The sequence below is a fragment of the Ectothiorhodospira marina genome (genome assembly GCF_900109495.1).
Classification (GTDB): Bacteria; Pseudomonadota; Gammaproteobacteria; order Ectothiorhodospirales; family Ectothiorhodospiraceae; genus Ectothiorhodospira; species Ectothiorhodospira marina.
In genome coordinates this window covers 1-16,222 of the sequence record NZ_FOAA01000025.1, presented here as the reverse complement: position 1 = coordinate 16,222, position 16,222 = coordinate 1, and the positions used below count along the sequence as shown (strand labels likewise).

At 58.5% G+C, this 16,222-nt stretch carries 27 protein-coding genes and 1 pseudogene; 20 read left to right on the top strand and 8 right to left on the bottom strand.

The features are described 5' to 3' along the window. The first annotated feature begins 2 nt into the window (after nt 1–2). The 3 genes from BMY52_RS16055 to BMY52_RS14700 are packed head-to-tail and all read left to right on the top strand — an operon-like array spanning nt 3 to nt 1,638. Nucleotides 3–176 carry a transposase domain-containing protein gene (locus BMY52_RS16055; protein ID WP_090255726.1) on the top strand — a complete coding sequence of 58 codons (174 nt, stop codon included), beginning with the start codon at nt 3–5 and terminating at the stop codon, nt 174–176. 11 nt (nt 177–187) lie between these two features. Beyond that, nucleotides 188–1,297 (top strand): RNA-guided endonuclease InsQ/TnpB family protein, encoded by a 1,110-nt coding sequence (locus BMY52_RS14705; RefSeq protein WP_090255724.1) that lies wholly within the window; start codon nt 188–190, stop codon nt 1,295–1,297. 59 nt (nt 1,298–1,356) lie between these two features. Then, nucleotides 1,357–1,638, top strand: coding sequence for a helix-turn-helix domain-containing protein (locus tag BMY52_RS14700; protein WP_090255722.1), 282 nt, complete (start codon nt 1,357–1,359; stop codon nt 1,636–1,638). A 3-nt stretch (nt 1,639–1,641) separates the two neighbouring features. Here the strand turns inward: BMY52_RS14700 and BMY52_RS14695 are convergent, their stop codons facing one another. From BMY52_RS14695 to BMY52_RS14680, 4 genes are all read right to left on the bottom strand, one after another. Beyond that, nucleotides 1,642–2,610, bottom strand: a complete 969-nt coding sequence (locus BMY52_RS14695) for a DNA-binding protein (protein ID WP_090255720.1) — start codon at nt 2,608–2,610, stop codon at nt 1,642–1,644. Nucleotides 2,611–2,957: 347 nt separating this feature from the next. Next, nucleotides 2,958–4,319: a response regulator transcription factor gene (locus BMY52_RS14690; protein ID WP_090255719.1), complete on the bottom strand. Its 1,362-nt coding sequence runs from the start codon at nt 4,317–4,319 to the stop codon at nt 2,958–2,960. A gap of 306 nt (nt 4,320–4,625) precedes the next feature. Beyond that, on the bottom strand, nt 4,626–5,051 hold the full coding sequence (locus BMY52_RS14685; protein WP_090255717.1) for a type II toxin-antitoxin system VapC family toxin: 426 nt from the start codon (nt 5,049–5,051) through the stop codon (nt 4,626–4,628). Further along, complete coding sequence (locus BMY52_RS14680) at nt 5,048–5,305, bottom strand: FitA-like ribbon-helix-helix domain-containing protein (RefSeq protein ID WP_090255716.1); 258 nt, start codon at nt 5,303–5,305, stop codon at nt 5,048–5,050. The genes BMY52_RS14685 and BMY52_RS14680 overlap by 4 nt, the downstream gene beginning before the upstream one ends. 171 nt (nt 5,306–5,476) lie before the next feature. On the opposite strand from BMY52_RS14680, the gene BMY52_RS14675 reads away from it, so the two are divergent. The 6 genes from BMY52_RS14675 (at nt 5,477) to BMY52_RS15790 (ending at nt 7,801) form a co-directional block, all read left to right on the top strand. Beyond that, nucleotides 5,477–5,749: a CopG family ribbon-helix-helix protein gene (locus BMY52_RS14675; protein WP_090255714.1), complete on the top strand. Its 273-nt coding sequence runs from the start codon at nt 5,477–5,479 to the stop codon at nt 5,747–5,749. Then, nucleotides 5,737–6,030 carry a type II toxin-antitoxin system RelE/ParE family toxin gene (locus tag BMY52_RS14670; protein WP_090255712.1) on the top strand — a complete coding sequence of 98 codons (294 nt, stop codon included), beginning with the start codon at nt 5,737–5,739 and terminating at the stop codon, nt 6,028–6,030. The genes BMY52_RS14675 and BMY52_RS14670 overlap by 13 nt, the downstream gene beginning before the upstream one ends. Before the next feature lie 183 nt (nt 6,031–6,213). After that, entirely contained in the window at nt 6,214–6,465 is a 252-nt protein-coding gene (locus BMY52_RS14665) for a type II toxin-antitoxin system Phd/YefM family antitoxin (protein ID WP_090255710.1), read from the top strand. Then, nucleotides 6,462–6,848 (top strand): type II toxin-antitoxin system VapC family toxin, encoded by a 387-nt coding sequence (locus BMY52_RS14660; RefSeq protein ID WP_090255708.1) that lies wholly within the window; start codon nt 6,462–6,464, stop codon nt 6,846–6,848. The genes BMY52_RS14665 and BMY52_RS14660 overlap by 4 nt, the downstream gene beginning before the upstream one ends. A gap of 87 nt (nt 6,849–6,935) precedes the next feature. After that, the gene (gene parA, locus BMY52_RS14655; protein ID WP_090255706.1) at nt 6,936–7,565 is read left to right on the top strand and encodes a ParA family partition ATPase; all 630 of its coding nucleotides are present in this window, start codon (nt 6,936–6,938) and stop codon (nt 7,563–7,565) included. After that, nucleotides 7,562–7,801 carry a plasmid partition protein ParG gene (locus BMY52_RS15790; protein WP_143050508.1) on the top strand — a complete coding sequence of 80 codons (240 nt, stop codon included), beginning with the start codon at nt 7,562–7,564 and terminating at the stop codon, nt 7,799–7,801. Before parA ends, BMY52_RS15790 begins: the two co-directional genes overlap by 4 nt. A gap of 49 nt (nt 7,802–7,850) precedes the next feature. On the opposite strand, the gene relB is transcribed toward BMY52_RS15790, so the two are convergent. Then, nucleotides 7,851–8,078, bottom strand: a complete 228-nt coding sequence (gene relB, locus BMY52_RS14645) for a type II toxin-antitoxin system RelB family antitoxin (protein ID WP_090255705.1) — start codon at nt 8,076–8,078, stop codon at nt 7,851–7,853. 126 nt (nt 8,079–8,204) lie between these two features. Between relB and BMY52_RS14640 the strand changes: the two genes are divergently transcribed. The 4 genes from BMY52_RS14640 to BMY52_RS15960 all read left to right on the top strand — a co-directional run bounded on the left by BMY52_RS14640 (nt 8,205) and on the right by BMY52_RS15960 (nt 9,787). After that, the gene (locus tag BMY52_RS14640) at nt 8,205–8,582 is read left to right on the top strand and encodes a DUF4172 domain-containing protein (RefSeq protein WP_090255703.1); all 378 of its coding nucleotides are present in this window, start codon (nt 8,205–8,207) and stop codon (nt 8,580–8,582) included. Nucleotides 8,583–8,734: 152 nt separating this feature from the next. Then, complete coding sequence (locus BMY52_RS14635; RefSeq protein WP_090255701.1) at nt 8,735–8,926, top strand: CppA family protein; 192 nt, start codon at nt 8,735–8,737, stop codon at nt 8,924–8,926. A 51-nt stretch (nt 8,927–8,977) separates the two neighbouring features. Beyond that, nucleotides 8,978–9,481 (top strand): DNA-binding protein, encoded by a 504-nt coding sequence (locus BMY52_RS14630; protein WP_090255699.1) that lies wholly within the window; start codon nt 8,978–8,980, stop codon nt 9,479–9,481. 30 nt (nt 9,482–9,511) lie between these two features. Next, nucleotides 9,512–9,787 carry an antitoxin MazE family protein gene (locus BMY52_RS15960; RefSeq protein WP_342707718.1) on the top strand — a complete coding sequence of 92 codons (276 nt, stop codon included), beginning with the start codon at nt 9,512–9,514 and terminating at the stop codon, nt 9,785–9,787. Nucleotides 9,788–9,941: 154 nt separating this feature from the next. On the opposite strand, the gene BMY52_RS14615 is transcribed toward BMY52_RS15960, so the two are convergent. Both BMY52_RS14615 and BMY52_RS14610 read right to left on the bottom strand, forming a co-directional pair. Beyond that, nucleotides 9,942–10,502, bottom strand: coding sequence for a tyrosine-type recombinase/integrase (locus BMY52_RS14615; protein WP_090255695.1), 561 nt, complete (start codon nt 10,500–10,502; stop codon nt 9,942–9,944). Nucleotides 10,503–10,638: 136 nt separating this feature from the next. Beyond that, nucleotides 10,639–11,100 carry a tetratricopeptide repeat protein gene (locus BMY52_RS14610; protein WP_177169990.1) on the bottom strand — a complete coding sequence of 154 codons (462 nt, stop codon included), beginning with the start codon at nt 11,098–11,100 and terminating at the stop codon, nt 10,639–10,641. A gap of 238 nt (nt 11,101–11,338) precedes the next feature. Here BMY52_RS14610 and BMY52_RS14605 point away from each other — a divergent pair, with 238 nt between their 5' ends. The 4 genes from BMY52_RS14605 (at nt 11,339) to BMY52_RS14590 (ending at nt 15,023) form a co-directional block, all read left to right on the top strand. Further along, complete coding sequence (locus tag BMY52_RS14605; protein ID WP_090255691.1) at nt 11,339–11,767, top strand: pilin; 429 nt, start codon at nt 11,339–11,341, stop codon at nt 11,765–11,767. A 1,493-nt stretch (nt 11,768–13,260) separates the two neighbouring features. Then, the gene (locus BMY52_RS14600) at nt 13,261–14,133 is read left to right on the top strand and encodes an integrase domain-containing protein (protein ID WP_090255689.1); all 873 of its coding nucleotides are present in this window, start codon (nt 13,261–13,263) and stop codon (nt 14,131–14,133) included. A gap of 188 nt (nt 14,134–14,321) precedes the next feature. Next, nucleotides 14,322–14,558: a hypothetical protein gene (locus tag BMY52_RS14595; protein WP_090255687.1), complete on the top strand. Its 237-nt coding sequence runs from the start codon at nt 14,322–14,324 to the stop codon at nt 14,556–14,558. A gap of 159 nt (nt 14,559–14,717) precedes the next feature. After that, on the top strand, nt 14,718–15,023 hold the full coding sequence (locus tag BMY52_RS14590; RefSeq protein ID WP_090255685.1) for a type II toxin-antitoxin system RelE/ParE family toxin: 306 nt from the start codon (nt 14,718–14,720) through the stop codon (nt 15,021–15,023). Nucleotides 15,024–15,095: 72 nt separating this feature from the next. Here BMY52_RS14590 and BMY52_RS16070 read toward each other — a convergent pair. After that, nucleotides 15,096–15,290, bottom strand: a pseudogene (locus BMY52_RS16070) (IS200/IS605 family transposase); the annotation flags it as partial. Between the two features lie 29 nt (nt 15,291–15,319). Here BMY52_RS16070 and BMY52_RS14580 point away from each other — a divergent pair. The 3 genes from BMY52_RS14580 to tnpB all read left to right on the top strand — a co-directional run. Beyond that, nucleotides 15,320–15,529 carry a helix-turn-helix domain-containing protein gene (locus tag BMY52_RS14580; RefSeq protein WP_090255684.1) on the top strand — a complete coding sequence of 70 codons (210 nt, stop codon included), beginning with the start codon at nt 15,320–15,322 and terminating at the stop codon, nt 15,527–15,529. 76 nt (nt 15,530–15,605) lie between these two features. Beyond that, nucleotides 15,606–16,004 carry an IS66 family insertion sequence element accessory protein TnpA gene (gene tnpA, locus BMY52_RS14575; RefSeq protein ID WP_090255682.1) on the top strand — a complete coding sequence of 133 codons (399 nt, stop codon included), beginning with the start codon at nt 15,606–15,608 and terminating at the stop codon, nt 16,002–16,004. Further along, nucleotides 16,001–16,222: IS66 family insertion sequence element accessory protein TnpB (gene tnpB / locus BMY52_RS14570; RefSeq protein WP_143050506.1), on the top strand; the 222-nt coding region annotated here is incomplete at its 3' end. The genes tnpA and tnpB, both read left to right, overlap by 4 nt.

Here is a 16,222-nt window from a genome sequence, read left to right as displayed (position 1 = left end):
CCATCCTGCTCACCCTCCTGGAGACCTGCAAGCAGAACGGAGTGAACCCCCGTCACTATCTGATCGATGTGCTTGAGCGCATCCAGGATCATCCCGCCAATCGCCTCCACGAACTGCTGCCCTATCACTGGGAACCGTGCACCCAGGCCTGCGGGGAGAATGCCAGCGGGGAGTGAGGGGTGGGTATATGTGCCCTACCGGACGCGTACGTCTGTCGAAACTGCTTCGCGGCCTTAACGCCCAGTCCACACAGGTCACGCTCAAGCGCCTGGATCTGGCATTCAAGCACTTTTTCCGGCGGGTAAAGAACGGCGAAACGCCGGGCTTTCCGCGCTTCAAGCCCCTGCATCGCTTCAAGGGGTGGGGTTACAAAACCCACGGTGACGGTTGGCGCCTGATCACGAATGAACGGATGAAACACGGGACACTGCGGCTCAGTGGTGTCGGCAAGATCGCGATCCGGGGCAAGCCTCGAACCACCGGCACGCCGAAGACCTGCGAGGTATTGTGTCGCAACGGCCGCTGGTACGCGTCGGTGACGCTGAACTGCGCACCGTCGCGTCAGCGCGGAGACGCACTTGGCGGTCTGGACTGGGGGCTGGAAACCTTCGCCACCATGGCCACGCCCGCGGGGACCGAAACCATCGATAACCCGCGCCACCTGGCCGGCAGCCTGAACGAAATTCGCCGGGTCCAGCGCCACATTTCCCGCAAAGAGGAGGCGGCCAGGAAGGCGTCCGACAAACAGCGGCGCTTCCCTGTCTCCAACCGGCTCCAGAGGGAATACGAGCGCCTGCGCCGCCTCCACCGCAAGGTGGCGAACCAGCGCCACGATTTTCAGCATCAGACGACGGCGCGGCTTGTTGGGCAATTCGCCGTCCTGGGCCTGGAGGCACTGAACATCCGCAACATGACCGCTTCGGGCGGTCAGTACAAAAAGGGCTTGAACCGCAGCATCCTCGATGCCGCTGGCGGAGCCTTCCATCAATTGCTCGGGTACAAAGCGGAAGAGGCTGGGACCTGGGCGATGGAGGCTCCGACGCGGCATCTCAAGCCCTCGCAGACCTGTCACGCCTGCGGGCGGCAGGAGAAGAAGCCGCTCGGCCAGCGGCGTCATGAGTGCCCCTGTGGTGCGTCCTGCTCGCGGGACGAAAACGCCGCTCGGGTCTTGATGAACTGGGCCAAGCAGCAGTTATCCGGTCGGGAACGTGGCCGATGTGTGGAGGGCGGTAAGACCGAATCATTCCCGGATGATTCGGCACGCCCCGTGAAGCGCGAAACTCACGCCATAGCCTGAAAGGCTTGGCGGGAGTAGTTCATAAAGCGTTACCGAGATTTATTGAATGAGGTAGGCCAATGAGTAACCAACGATTTACCAGTATCTGGGATGCCATTGAGGACACGCCGGAAGAAGCAGAAAACATGAAGCTGCGTTCCGTGCTGATGACTGCACTGAAGGACCACATTGCCCACACCGGTATGACCCAGGCACAGGCGGCCAAGCTCTTGGGAGTGACTCAACCACGCATCTCTGACCTGATGCGCGGCAAGATCAACCTGTTCGGCCTTGATGCGCTGGTGAACATGGTGACGGCTGCCGGACTTCACATCGAGATCAGGGTCCTCGAAGCGGCCTGAACCTTACCCTCTACCCTGCAACCAATCCACTACAGACCTGAGTTCGGCGCGGGATTCCTCAGCCGCCTCCACACGTCCACGCATCTCGGCCAACCCTTCACGGGCTTCCCGACTTTCCCGCTGCGCCTGCTCCCTGGCGGCGGTGGCCTCATCGAGGGCCTTGCGTAACTGATCCCGCTCAGCCCGGGCCTCTGTACCGGCTTCATGGGCTTCTCGACCCTCCCGCTGCGCCTGCTCCCTGGCGGCGGTGGCCTCATCGAGGGCCTTGCGCAGCTGATCCTGCTCGGTCAGCAACCGGGTCCCGTTCTCCTGAGCCTCCTGCAGCGACCGGCGGGCCTGATCCCGCTCTTCGCGCACCTCCTCCAGGTCCTGCATGGTCGCCGTCATCACTCCCTTCAATTCGGCCAGCTGCTCCCGTGCCTTCTCCAGGTCTCCACGCACCCGGTCACGGTCAGCTGTCACATGCTCCAAGTCCCGGGCCTGCTCAGCCACGTGCTGCTTCAGCTGGCCCAACTCTGCCTGCACCTGGTCCCGCTCCATCCCAGCCTGTTCCGACGCTTGATGAAGCGCATCGCGTTCCGCCTGCAAGCGCTCCAACTCCCGGGCCTGTTCCTCGAAGGCCTCCGCCAGCTCCTGGCGCATCTGCTCCATCTGCTCTCGCTCCTGGGCATGGGCCTGACGGGCTGCCTCCAAAGCCTCGGAAGCCAGCTCCTGGGCCACCTTCCAGGTCTCGGCCAGGGCCCGCTCATGGACGGCTTGCACCGACTCAGGGATACTCGCCGGCGGCTCTTTTACCTGACGCAGCAACTGCTGCCGCCACTCCCGCATCACGGCACTGGCGTCATTCATAGAGCACCGGGCCTCCTGGCGCACGGCATTGACAGTAGGAAGCTGCTCCCGGCCGGATGCCTCGTATAAGGCTTCGGCGGCGGTCAGAATCCGGTCACGGATTTCACTGCTGATGACAGACATGGCTTATCCAAATAGTAGTAATAAGAATAATATTACTATTATTATCATAACATCGCAATAAGATGGACGGAATCAAACCCGCTCAGTCGTACAGAGGAAATCACCCTCCAGGCTACGCCAGGCACCATAAGTACTCCAAGCGATGTTCAAGGCTCTCGTCTCAGCAGACCCATCCAGGCTGGGCCTTCGGCCCAGGGGCCCGGCTGCTGCCGGTCCCGCTCGCCTGCTGGCTCGCAAAACACCAATTACAACCAAAAGAAAGGCCACCAGGCTCCGCCATTAGTAATACGGACGGACTTGGGACACCCTACCCAACGTCTGGAACCCGGCAGCCCGGCAGCCACCCCTCAGGCTCCGCCATTAGTAATACGGACGGACTTGGGACACCCCGCAGCGTCTGCAACGTAGCGCCCAGCAGCAGTCTTGCTAATTCCCATGCGGGAAGCAATTGCCCGGACACTCAAGCCCTGCGCCTTGAGAGCCAGTGCTTGCTCCTGCTTAGCGGTGGCAGCCTCCAGGTAGGTTGCACGATCAACCGCCCCAGCGGCCCGTCTGCGGGCCGTATGGCGCTCCCTATCGCGTTCCTTGGCCACATCCTGCGAAATCAACGTGCGCAGCATCCGCTGCTCGTCATCGGTGATCTGGAAAAGGTTGATGAGGGTGTCGTTCCGGGGCGTGTAGAGCGGCGGATACTTGCGCCCCTGAAACTCCACCGTTTCACCGGACTCATTGGCCCGGGCCTTGGCGTAGAGCGTCATCAGCTCCTGGCACCGGTAATTCCAGGAAGGGTCCAACTCCCGGGCCAGCGCGGCTGCTTCGTGGTACATCAGGGCACTGTTTGTCGCCCCTGACAACAGAAGGAAGTTCAGGCGCCAGAAGAGATGCAGCATCCGCTCCCCTTCCGCCACGCCCCCGCGCAGTTCAACCAGGCGCCGCAAGTCTTCCAGGCGATCCCATGCCAGCTGGCGACCGGAGAACCCACGCAGGTTGCTGGATCTCCCCCCATCCAGAAGCTTGAGTTGCCGGCGCTCAATGCGCTCCTGCCTCTGCTCCTCGATCTCCTGGCGAGACAATGGCAGCAGGATTTCCGCCAGGTACTCAAACGAATATCGCACGGGATGTCCGTCCGGGCCGTCCTCCACGTGAATGACACGGCAAATTTCCCCGCTTTTGCTGTTCACCGTATCCACCAGGCGCAGCACGCGGCTGGCGTCCTTGGCGGCCGGATCCGCCCCGAGGGTTGCCAGGCGATCCACCAGGAAACACTGGCAGGCATTCCACCGGGGCAGCGCCCGCCTGGGTAGAGTGCCTTCCAGTAGCCACTTGGCCTGGACACCACGGCCGCTGAAAACGATCAGGGAAGGTGGGGGGATACCTTCTTCTTGGCAAAAGAACAGCACTGCATCTGCCAGTTGCTCCGGTGAGCGACCCTGTGCCCAGGGCTGACGGTAGGTATCCAGATCAACAAACAGCAGCCCCAGACGGGCCAGATTGACTACACGACGGTTGGGCTTGATGAACTCGGCCTGGGATAACCAGGTGTCCCGGGATGGGTCGATCAGGGACAGGACCTGCGGCATATCCACCAGAGGGTGGGAAGACTGATGCTTGCGCGCGCTTCCCACCAGGAGAGAGAAGAACCCGTACTTCTGGGTGTGGTAGGTGCCGGATTCGTCCCAGCGATCAAACAGTTCCAGTTGCTGGGCCATCACTGCACCCCCACCAGATCGGGCCAGTGCGCCGCTACCATGCGCCAATCCAAGCTTGGCGGGATGTGTCAAAAACAGAATTTGGTGGTATCATTTTTCGCACTTCTTCCTTCTGCGGGGCTTGCTAGTTGGCCCCCGGAAGGGGGGGCTTGCCAGGCAGTGGCCGCAAGGTGGCTGACTGGTTTTTGGGGGCCCCGATGCACGTCTCCGCCAAGAGTTGAGTGCATCGGGGCTTTTTTATGTCTAGCGAATAATCCTACCTTACCTCGTTCGTTTTGCCGATTTTTCTGGTCTCGGAAGCCCCCATCATGCCCCGTCTTCCCACGGATTGATGGTTTTCAGCTGAGCCGCATCGAAAGGACTGACGTCCCGTGTTGCGACCATCAAACCGTGAACAGCGGCAGTGGCGGCGATATAACCATCCGCCTGGCCAATCGCCTTCCCTCCCGTCCTCGCCCGTGCCATCAGGTCAGCATAGGCTTGAGAGGCAGCCAGATCAAAGGGCAGTACGCGGTCCCCAAAGACCGGCAACACCTCGTGCTCCAGACGCTCCTGGTAGATCGTGCGGCGCCTGCCCTCTGGCATCGTGGCAAGACCATAGCGCAGCTCGGCCACGGTGATGACCGAAAGATAGAGCGTTTCAACCGTCTGTGCGTCGATCCAGGCCAGCACGTTGGGATCCGGCTCAACCCTCCACAACTCCGAAATGACGTTGGTATCCAGGACGATCATTCGAAACCCATCGGTTCGGCCGGCGTCTTGTCGCGAAGCTGGTTGAGGTGCTCGACTTCGGCATCGGTCATTTCGCCTGCCTCGCGGGCGATGGATACCAGCATGGAGCCGAGTTTGACGCGCTCGGGAGGCCGGGCAGCGGCTTCCAGAATGGCGCGTATTTCCGCCTCGGTGCTGCGGCCGTGATGGGCAGCCTGCACGCGAATCGCACGGTGTACCTCATCTGGCAAATTTCTTACGGTCACGCTTGCCATCTTGTCACTCCCAAGACCTCATTGATTGCATCATCATATAAACGCAATCAATGAGCAAGTGCCTGGCAAACGCGAGAGTCCAGAACCGGAACCTGTCTACAAGCCGATGGACTCAGTGACAGGAAAGGGCTAAGTTATCATTAGGTATCACCGAGTGATAAGGGGCTTACCATGGCAACATCCCTCAAGATCGACGACGGCCTGAAGAGCCGCGTCCATGAGCTCGCCAGCCAGCGCCGCCGCTCCCCACACTGGATCATGCTGGAAGCCATCCGGGAGTATGTCGAGCGTGAGGAAGCGCGCGACAGCCTCAAGCAGGAAGCCTTGGCCTCCTGGGTGGCTTACAAGGAAACCGGCCGGCATCTGACTGGCCAAGAGGTGCGAACCTGGTTGAATACCTGGGGTACCCAGGATGAAAAAGCGGTGCCTGAGTGCCACGAGTAATCGTCACCGAAGGCGCGGCGAAGGGCTTAGAGCGATGCCGGCAATTCCTGTCTACCAAAGACACCGAAGCCACCAGGCGGGCCAGCCAGGCCATTGAGCGGCAATTCCTGCTGCTGGAAACGACGCCCGAGATTGGCCGCCCTTTCCCAGAAATGCCCGAGTTGCGCGAACTGGTGATCGCCTTCGGTGACTCCGGCTATGTGGCCCTGTACCGCCACGAGTTGGCCGATGATGCGGTGTATGTTCTGGCCTTCAGACACCAGAAAGAGGCGGGCTACTGAGGGCCGATAGCCTTCAAACTTTCTGCGGAAAACATTTTTCAATGAAATAAATATTTCATCAAAAACTTATTTCTTTAAAAAAAAAGAAAATTACATTTAAAGCGAAAAAGTACCGACGCTGGTGAACCTCCATCAAAATGACTAAACTTGATTAGTCTAGTTTAATCATTTCAGGATGCTCCCATGGATACCGTCAATATCCACGAAGCCAAAACCCAGCTTTCCCGGCTGTTGGCCCGTGCCTCGCAGGGAGAAACCGTGATCATTGCCAAGGCGGGACGGCCCATCGCCAAGCTCACCCCCATCGACACCCCATCGGCCAGTAAAGTCCGTCGCCTTGGCTTTCTAAAGGGCGCCTTTCAGATTCCCGACGATTTCGACACCATGGCCAGCGATGAAATCGCCGAGATGTTTGGCGGTGAAGATCCCTCATGATCCTGTTGCTGGATACACACCTGCTGCTCTGGGCGGCCTCTCAACCGGAGAGGCTGTCAGCAACGGCAAAAGAGAAGCTCATGGACGAGAACAATGCGCTCTGGTTCAGCGCTGCCAGTCTCTGGGAAGTGACGATTAAGGCCGGCCTGGGCCGTTCGGATTTTCAGGTGGATCCACACCGACTGAAACGTGGCCTGATCGACAACGGCTACACGGAACTCCCAATCACCAGCACGCATGCCCTGGCTGTCCACCATCTGCCACCCATCCACCGTGACCCATTTGATCGTCTGCTTGTCGCACAGGCCGAGAGCGAGGGTGTGCTGCTGCTGACGGCCGACGAGACCGTTGCCCGCTATCCCGGCCCGGTCATGCTGGTTTAGACACAAGGTCCAAAACCAGAAAGGAACTTGACGCAAAAGCGCATTTCTGTAAAAAATTAAAAACGCGAAAAATTAAAGGCGTTTTTCATGATCGTCGCATTCTTGAACCAGAAAGGTGGAGTCGGCAAGACTACCCTGGCGGTGAACACCGCAGCCAGCCTGGCACACCGCGGGGGCCGGGTGCTTCTGCTGGATGCGGATCCCCAGGGTAGCGCCCTGGACTGGGCGGCCGCACGCACCGCCGATCCCTTGTTCACTGTGGTGGGGCTTCCACGTCCCACTATCCATAAGGAGATCGGTGAACTCTCCCGGGGCTACGATCACGTGGTCATCGACGGTCCTCCCCGGGTCAGCGACCTGGCGCGTTCCGCCATTATGGCCTCCCAGCTGGTCGTCATTCCGGTGCAGCCCAGCCCCTATGACATCTGGGCGGCCCACGAGGTCATTGCCCTGGTGGAAGAGGCCTCTGTATTCAAGGAAAATCTGAAAATCGTATTTGCAGTGAATCGCAAAATTACAAACACGGCCATCGGGCGCGACGTGCGGGAGGCCTTGGGGGGCTACCCCGTACCCGTGCTCGATGCCAGCCTGACCCAACGGGTGATCTTCGCCGAAGCGGTTGCCCAAGGCCTGTCCGTCCTGGAGGCCGAACCCAACGGCCAGGCCTCAGCTGAGATAGAAGCCATGACCAATGAACTCCTGGAGATGCTGCAGTGAGCACGAAGAAGGTGACATTCACATCCAAGCCAACCGCGAAGGCCTCCACCCCGGATGAGTGGGTGCAGGATCGCACAGGCACGGATCAGCCCCGCATGAAGCGGCTCACCATCGACATCCCCGAAGACTTGCATCGGCGCCTCAAAATGGATTGCGCCGCCAACGGCACCAAGATGGCCGATGTGGTGAGAGAAATGATTTCACAGAAATACGGAAAAACAGAAAGCAGTAAATAATGACGGGGGATCCATTGTTCGTACCTTTCTCCGGACCGAACTGGCGTATTCAATCCTCCAGGTCACGCCAGAAGTCCTCGGCACTGATCACTGTTTCCTCACCGCGACGGATCCGTTCCAGCGTCTGTTCGGCAAGATATACATCCTCCAAATCGTCCAGGTGCTCCTCGATGGCCTCACGGACGTAGTAGGTGGTCGTGCGACCCGTTCTGGCCGCAAGCACTTTCAATCGCTCATAGGTTTCGTCCGGGATTCTGACCGCCATTTGCTTGCTCATTCAGACACCTCCACATGGGATGCGTGTATACCATAATGGCTATACCAGACGAGGTCCCAAGGCTTCCTTGCTTGCCAGCTGAGCCGAAAAAGATCACTCTTTCAGCTCATTTGGTGAGCTGAAAAAATGACTGATCAAGCCCCAAAGTGGATCTGGCAACATCCTGATTGGCCCTGCTTTACCTGGCAAGTGGCCGAGGTTCATCCTCGGCTTCAGAAGTGCTGGAGGGATCTCGGCATCTTGCTGGGACGATCCGGTGCCCTGGGGCCCGTGGATGATCCGGAGGCCGAGGCGAGGGCCGCCCTGGACACGCTATTGGAGAACATCGTGACCTCCTCGGCCATCGAAGGTGAGCGCCTGAATATTGCCTCGGTACGCTCATCACTCGCCCGGCGCCTTGGTGTGAAGGAGCCTGCAGGGCCTCCTTCACCACGATCCGAAGGCCTGGCAGAGTTGATGCCGGATGCCACTCTCAAACCGGATTCACCTCTGGCTGTTTGGTGAGGTTACCTGCAGGAGGCCGAAGCACTCGCTACCAGGTTCCCGAACTGACCCGCCAGGACGAGAGGAAGTAAGGCACCAAAACAGAAAAGCGTATTAGCGTTAATACGGAAAGCTGTAATATCGTAAAAAAAGAAGCGCTTGGGAAAAGATCGATGCAGCCCATCATCCAATCCAACAGAGACCGCCACCAGCTGAATTGGCTGATCCAGGAAAAAGGAGTCACCAAAGCGGCCATCGAGAATGCCGCCGACAGGATTGCGGCCCGAGGCCAACGCCCCTATCCCTCCAATATTCTGAAGTTCTTCGGGTACCAAATCGAGGATGTGGTGGGGCCGCCCACATGATCTGTATTCTGTCGTCACTACGTACTTCATTATGTAAAAAATGGGGCAAATATGGCGCGACCGGGAATCACCTATGAGCAAGTGGCAAGCATTGCAGATCAGATGATCGGCAACGGTGAAAAACCCACTATCCAAACCGTGAGGGATGCCCTTGGGACCGGCTCGCTGAACACGATCCACCGACACCTCACCGCATGGCGATCCGCCCAACCGCCCGTAGAGCGCCAAGCTGCCCGTCTGCCCGACGAGTTGGCCGCTACTCTCGCTCAAGAGATCGAGCGGCAGGTCACAGCGGCCAGGGCAGAGGCGGAGGCCTCCGCCGACGAGCTGCGCAACCAGGTGGCGGTGCTGGTAGCAGAGCGCGACGAGGCCCGAAACGAGGCCTCCCAGGCGTTCAAGGAGATGGAACGCTTGCGGGCCGACCTTGATCGCGAGCGTACCGCGGCGGAAATCGCACGAGCGACCGCCGCCGAGATCAAAGCTTGGCTCACCACGGTCATGGATCAGCGCGATGAGGCCAGGCCAAGAAGCTCAGCGGGATCAGGAGCGCCGTGAGAAGGCCCAGGCCGATACTCAGAAGGCGCGATGACGAGAAAGAATCACATCCGCACTGTTACATGCAACACCCATGGGAGCCTCAGCATGGTGCATGTCAATTCAAGAGTTCAGAAGCACCGCAACGCCCTTCGCATGGCCGGTTTACGCCCAGTACAAATTTGGGTACCGGATACACGCTGCCCAAATTTCGCGGAGGAATGCCGTCGTCAGTCGCACCTTGCTGCTCAAGCCGATAAGGCCGATACCGATATGCCGCACTTCATGGATGAAGCCTTGGCTGACCTGGACTGCTGGAAGGAGTAAAGGACAATGGAAAAGCAGCACCGCAGTGAAGCCCTGGCATCGATTCATGAAACCATGGAGGCTTTGCACGAGCTCGATGCCATCGACGAGCAGACCATGCGTGACTTCGATGAGGCCTGCCTCGCGCCAGTAGGGCGTCCCGGGCGAAAAGCCGTCAGAGGCAGAATTCATCCGCCAGCGCATGCACCTCTTCCTGGGTGATTCCCAGGTAGCTCATGGTCACCGCCGGGCTGCTGTGGTTGAGGGTCATGCAGATCAGCTCGATGGACTTGCCGGCGTTGTGCATGGCCCAGCCACGGGTCTTGCGCATGCTGTGGGTGCCCAGCTTCAGGCCGATGCTGCGGCGCTCGCCCACCTCCTTGAACACCCTGGCCACCATGGAGCGTGACGGGGGCTTGCCGAGCGCCCGGGCTCGGTTGCTCTCGCCCTGGAACAGGTAGACGTGATCCGGGTGTTCCCACCGGCGCCGGTCGATGACCGCCCGGGCAGCGGCATTGATGCGGATCACCCGGCGCTTTCTGGTCTTCCCCTCGACCAGCTCCAGCTTGTCACCGGCCACCTGGTCGTAGCGCAGACTCAGCAGGTCGCTGATGCGCAGCGCCAGGTTGATGCCGACCTTCCAGATATCCGCATACACCTGACCGTGACCATCGGCCAGGGCGTACTCGATGCGCTGGATCTGCTCCGGGGTCTTGGCCGCTTCGACGCTGTTCATGGGGGGATCTCTAATTCACGAAGTCAATTATTTTTAATAGTGAGTGAACTAGAGGCGGGGCGCAAGGACGGATGTCAGGTGGAATGGGGTCTAGCTACTTCACACAATAAATTTTTGTGAAGTAGGAGTATTCCGCTTACCTTTCGTGACCCAGGCGCTCCACCTGACGTTGGGAAATGATGTGACCCTTGTGGGCTGCGCGCCGGATCCAATCCAGCCCGATTGCCTCATCCCGGTCCAGGCCTCGCCCGGAGATGTAGCAGCGCCCCAACCAGTGCATGGCATCGGGGTATTCCTGTTCGCTGGCCAGGCGCAGCCAGTGAATGGCCAGGTCGTAGCGTTCGGCTTCCATGAGCATCATGGCCACATCGTTCTGGGCCTCGGCATCGCCCTGGTCGGCCTGGGCGATGATGGCGTCGTCGCCGGGTTCCAGCGGGGCGGGAAGGTCGGCCTCGATGGTCTCAATGGCAATCAAGGTGCGGGAGCCGGCGTGGGACTCCCGGCGGGTGGGGTAGGGAGCGAAGGAGACCCGGCGCCACAGGGTGCGCTTGCTCAGGCCGGTGAGTTGCATGGCGCTATCAAGGCTGATGGTGTGCATGGGCGGCTCCGTGGGCTGTTCTGGGCAGTATGCCATGGGGCGCGATACGGACCGCAGAGGGTGTGCCATGGCACACCCTGGGTGTGCCATGGCACACCCAGGCACAGGCCGCGATGCCATCGCCTGGTCGGGATCTACCGCTCAACCCCCGCTTTCGCCCGGTTATTCCTCGGCTTGGGGTTGGCACACCAAGTGCACTAGTCTCCTTTAAACCCCACAACGTCATGAGGACGAAAGCATGAAGAGACAAGCAGGTTTTACCTTGATCGAACTGATGATCGTGGTGGCGATCATCGGGATTCTGGCGGCGATTGCAATTCCAGCTTATAACGATTATACAAATCGCGCCAAAGCTTCTGAAGTAGTTTTAGCTGCCAGCTCAGCGAGAACCTGCGTTTCAGAGATGGTGCAATCTGGAATCGCTGACAGATCTTCTTGTGAAAATGGCTTCACCGCTACTTCTTTGGTCGAAACTCTCGACGTATCTAGCGTTGGTGTTATAACTGTAGATGCAACTGCTGCGAATACTGATTTTGGGCAAGATGTGCAAGTAATTTTGACACCACAGGATAGTTCTGGAAATACTATTGATGCTGCTGCGACTAGTATTGCGGAATGGTCGTGCTCAGGAACACCAACAAACTGGATGCCGGCGAACTGCAGGTAACTTATATGGTGAAGAAAGCAAGGGACAAGAAATCTCTTTCTATTATTGATCTTACTCTTCACTAACCAGCAACATCCTAACCCCGGAATCGTGCCGGGGTTTTTTAATTTGGGTAAGGCACGAAGCAGCAAGAGACAAACACTCTTTCTTACCATCTTGTCCGGGTTTTCCTCCCCTACCGATTATTTCCAAAGGCCACTAGTCCTGTTGGCCGCAATTCCTCTTTTTGCAATTTGCCATCCAGCCTTGATTTTTCCGATATCAATCTCTGTGCCTACGTGTCGCGAAACGCACCGAGTCTCTGGGCATTTAGGTTTATAGGGTTATGCTGGGTATCTTTATTTGATCTCTAGTCAAGCGGTTTACGTCTGTATAAGATAATAAGATTTTCATACTTAATTCACACAAGAGCATTCTGTGAAGTAGCGGGTCCTTTGAACACGCCTCCCCATGAACTTGCCAAACATCCCCTCCGCGGCTAAAGTAATCCCATACATGGCCCGCTGGAGCCCGTCCAGCACCCAAGCACCTTCGGACCAGGAAGAGGTGCGTGGCCGTTAAGGCCTTGGTCCATAGCCCGTAGTGGCGTTTAAACTGCCGATAAGGCGATACGCAGCCAAGGCTGCGAAAGACCTGGATGCTTCAGGAAAACCCGAGGCTACCCAGGAGGACGAGGCAACTCAGTCCTGGAAGAAAGTCGGCTCAGGCCGCTTTAACTGCGCCTCCTCCCTGGAGGTGGATACCGATAAGGTACCGGGGCCCTGCCCCGTGAAAGAGTGATACAGCCTCTGTGGCTGTGCTCGCTATCGTCGGCGGATAATACCCGCCGCGATTTTCAATGTCGGCTGGCATCACGTCCACGCCTAAATAGCGTCTATCCAGAGGGGTCAGTGCGCCCTCAAACGGCCTCGGCATGCCCCATGGGGGGCCAACGGAGGCTGACTCATGCCTGGTTCCACTCCCGTGGGCCAGCGCATTCGTGCGTCACTTGCTCGCGCAAGCGAAAAGTGACGCACGTTAAAAACGTTCGCAAAGTCATGATTCTTAAATAAGAATCGGGCGAAGCGAAAAATGACGCTGTTTTCCAGCACAGTGAAAAGCCTGGTTGAACCCGCGCGCAGGACGCGCGTGGGTTCCGCCTGCGCATCACCGCGCCCTTTCGAGGGTGTTCAAACCTCTGCGACAGGTCCGGCCCGGGCCTGCCGCACGACATGGATCCACCAATACGGATCGCTCATTACGGGTGTCCCTGATCCAGGGGCAGGGGAGCTACCGGCATCTGCCGGCGCCATGACCACGGTCACCGGCGTATCCCCCCACATCTCAACGCTGGTATAGCGCTGGGGGCTGGGCGATTCGGGCTGGCGTCTTTCTGAAAATAGGAAGACGGGTGGATTCATAAAATGAGCCGGGTATCACACGACCGGTGTCGATCCTATTTACCAGCCCACTGCCTGCCCCCAGCGCGCTATCAGTTTTAAGGAGATGGCGTGATGTCACTGAAAGAATCCATGATCCGGGCCGCCCGCCAAGGAGGCGGGTCCACAAAAACCAAGGAACACCGGGAGCGAGTCGTACGTGACTATGTAAATTTCTGTAGCGAAAAAAACATCCAGACCAAAGATATTTCCAACATCAAGGTAAAACATATTCAACAATACGCAGAATATCTCAAGGAGAAATTAGATGTCAGAAGCACACAGAATCACATGAGTGCAATGAGAAGCATGCTGCGGTCAGCAGGACGAACCAAATTCGCTGATCATAGAGATCTCTCCAACGAATCACTCGGGATCAAAGGTGGCACTAGAGTGGGGACCAAGACGGCCCTTTCTCAAGAAAACTACAAGTCGGCCACCGCAAAACTCGAAGCACGAGGCAGTCATGGTGAAGCTGCGGCGCTCCAGCTCCAGCGAGAACTCGGCCTGCGTGCCACGGAGGCCATCATGTCTGTTCAGTCCCTGGATCGCTGGGAAAAGGAGCTGCAATCCGGCGCCGACAAGCTCACAGTTACCCACGGCACGAAAGGTGGCCGTATGCGAGATGCCCATGTCATAGACCGGGATCGAGCGCTGTATGCCATTCAGCAGGCGCGTCAAATCAGTCAGGCCCAGGGCGGCAAGCTGGTGGTCACACCAACGCCCTCGCTCTCAGCTGCCCGCAGCCGGTATGAACGCGAGATGCGCGCAGTCGGCCTGAGCGGCCAGCAATCCTCCCACAGTGCCAGGTACGCCTACGCGCAAGACCGTATCGATGCCTACCAAGCCGCGGGCATGTGCAGGAAAGAAGCAGCCGCCGCCGCGTCCTGTGACCTGGGCCATGGCCCAGGACGTGGCCGTTACATCGAAAGCGTCTATTCGCGTTGACACACTCCCTGTACTATCCTAATTTTTAAGTATTTTTTCTATCCACATTCAAATTTTTTTTCATGACCCTCGCCCTGAGCCAGAGAATCCTCTTGGTGGAGATCTTTTTGTTCAGGTAAAGAAAGCCTCCCTGAATTCAAAAAAACGAAACAACGCACTGGCCGATATGCGGCTGAAGGAGATCAGAGATGCTGACCCATGAGCAGCTGAAGGCAAAAGCTCTGGAGAGACACGAGGTCCGCGAGGAACACGACCGAATAAAGGTCATCGACGGTCACCGTTCAACCCTCGAACAAGAACTGACACGCGCATTGTTCAGAGGTGAATCTGAGCAGTTCGAGCAGATCAACGCACGACTCCAGTCGCGTCGTACGGGGCTCTGCCTAATCAGCCCCTCCCCTGCAACCAATCCACCACAGACCTGAGTTCGGCCCGGGATTCCTCACCTCCACACACGTCCGCGCATCTCGGCCAACCCATTCCATGCAGCAACCGGCGGGACTGATTTCGCCCTTCGCACTTCACCGTTCCATTGCGGCAGAAGCCCACTTGCCAATTTATACAAATTTTTATATATTCCATGCATGTCCGATCCCAAACCCGTCGAGTTCCGGGGTAGCTCCTTTGATGACCTCCGTGCCTTCCCTATCCAGGCCAGGCGTGAAGCAGGCCACCAGATCGATCAAGTGCAGAACGGCCAAGAACCAGATGACTGGAAGCCAATGAACACCGTAGGCCGGGGCGTGAAGGAAATTCGGATTCGGGATGTAGCCGGTGCATTTCGGGTCATTTACATTGCCAAGTTCGCCGATGCCGTCTTTGTACTTCATTGTTTTCAGAAGAAAACAGGGAAGACCAGTAAGACTGATCTGGACTTGGCTACCAAATAGCGCCGCAGTGCTCCGCCTATAGCCACTCAGCGACTTAGGGGGTGGTGAAGCGGCGCATGGCGCGCAGCGCCATTACTCTGGTGCCTCCTGCTGTTCGATGTATTGCTTCAGGACCGAGAGCGGCGCACCGCCGACGGTGATGATGCAGTAGCTGCGAGACTAGAACACCGGCTTGTGCCAGTAGTAGCGCCGTATGTGTTCCCCGTACTCCTTGCGGATCAGTCGCGAGCTGACGGTCTTGAGATTATTCACGAACTCAGACGGGGCAGTGCGCGGATGATTGGTATACTTCCCCCATGGTCCAGCGCAAGGTCACATATCGGCTTTACCCCACGGCGGCCCAGCTCTCTGCCTTGGAGCACCAACGCTGGGTTCACTGTCTGCTGTGGAACGAAGCACTGGCTGATCGGCGGCGGGCCTGGAGCGAACGGCAGGAGTCGCTGGGGTTTTCGGCTCAGTGCAAGCGATTGACCGAGTGGCGACGTCTGTCGGTACCTGTCCGGTAGCCCCCGTATTCCATAGCCCCCGCTGATCCCCCATTGTCACCGGCACGATCTCACCCAACCAAGGAGATGAGCCGGCATGAGCAGGGGCATTCAACAACGCAGGCGCGCCTTCTGGCAGGACCTGGTCCAGCGGTGGGCGGTCTCAGGTCGGGGCAAGGCCGCCTTTGCCCGCCAGCATGGGGTGTCACCCCGGCAGTTATCGCAGTGGGCAGCTCGCTACCCGGAATGGGTGGTGGCCGCGGCCGGCCCCCAGGAGAAGGATTCGTCACCGGGCCGCGCGGCCGATGTGCAGCGGTTTTTGACGGTGCATCCGGTAGGGGAAGAGCTTACTCCCACCCCGATCGCCAATACCACACCATCGTCCCAGCCTGGCGGACCGGTGGTGGTGGCTCTGAGTAATGGCCGCCGCGTGGAGCTTTATCCGGGCTTTTGCGCCCAGACTCTGCAACGAGCCATGGAGGTTCTGGAGGCATGATCGCCTGGCCTACGGGGGTGGCCATCCATCTGGCGGTGGCGCCGGTGGATTTCCGCAAGGCCTTCGATGGTTTGTGTACCGAGATCGTTGAAGCCATGGAGCGGGATCCGCTCAGCGGTGAGTTGTTCGTCTTCCGCAACCGGGCCGGGGACAAGCTCAAGGCCCTGTACTGGGACGGCCAGGGCTTTGTGATGATCTACAAGCGCCTGGAGAAGGGG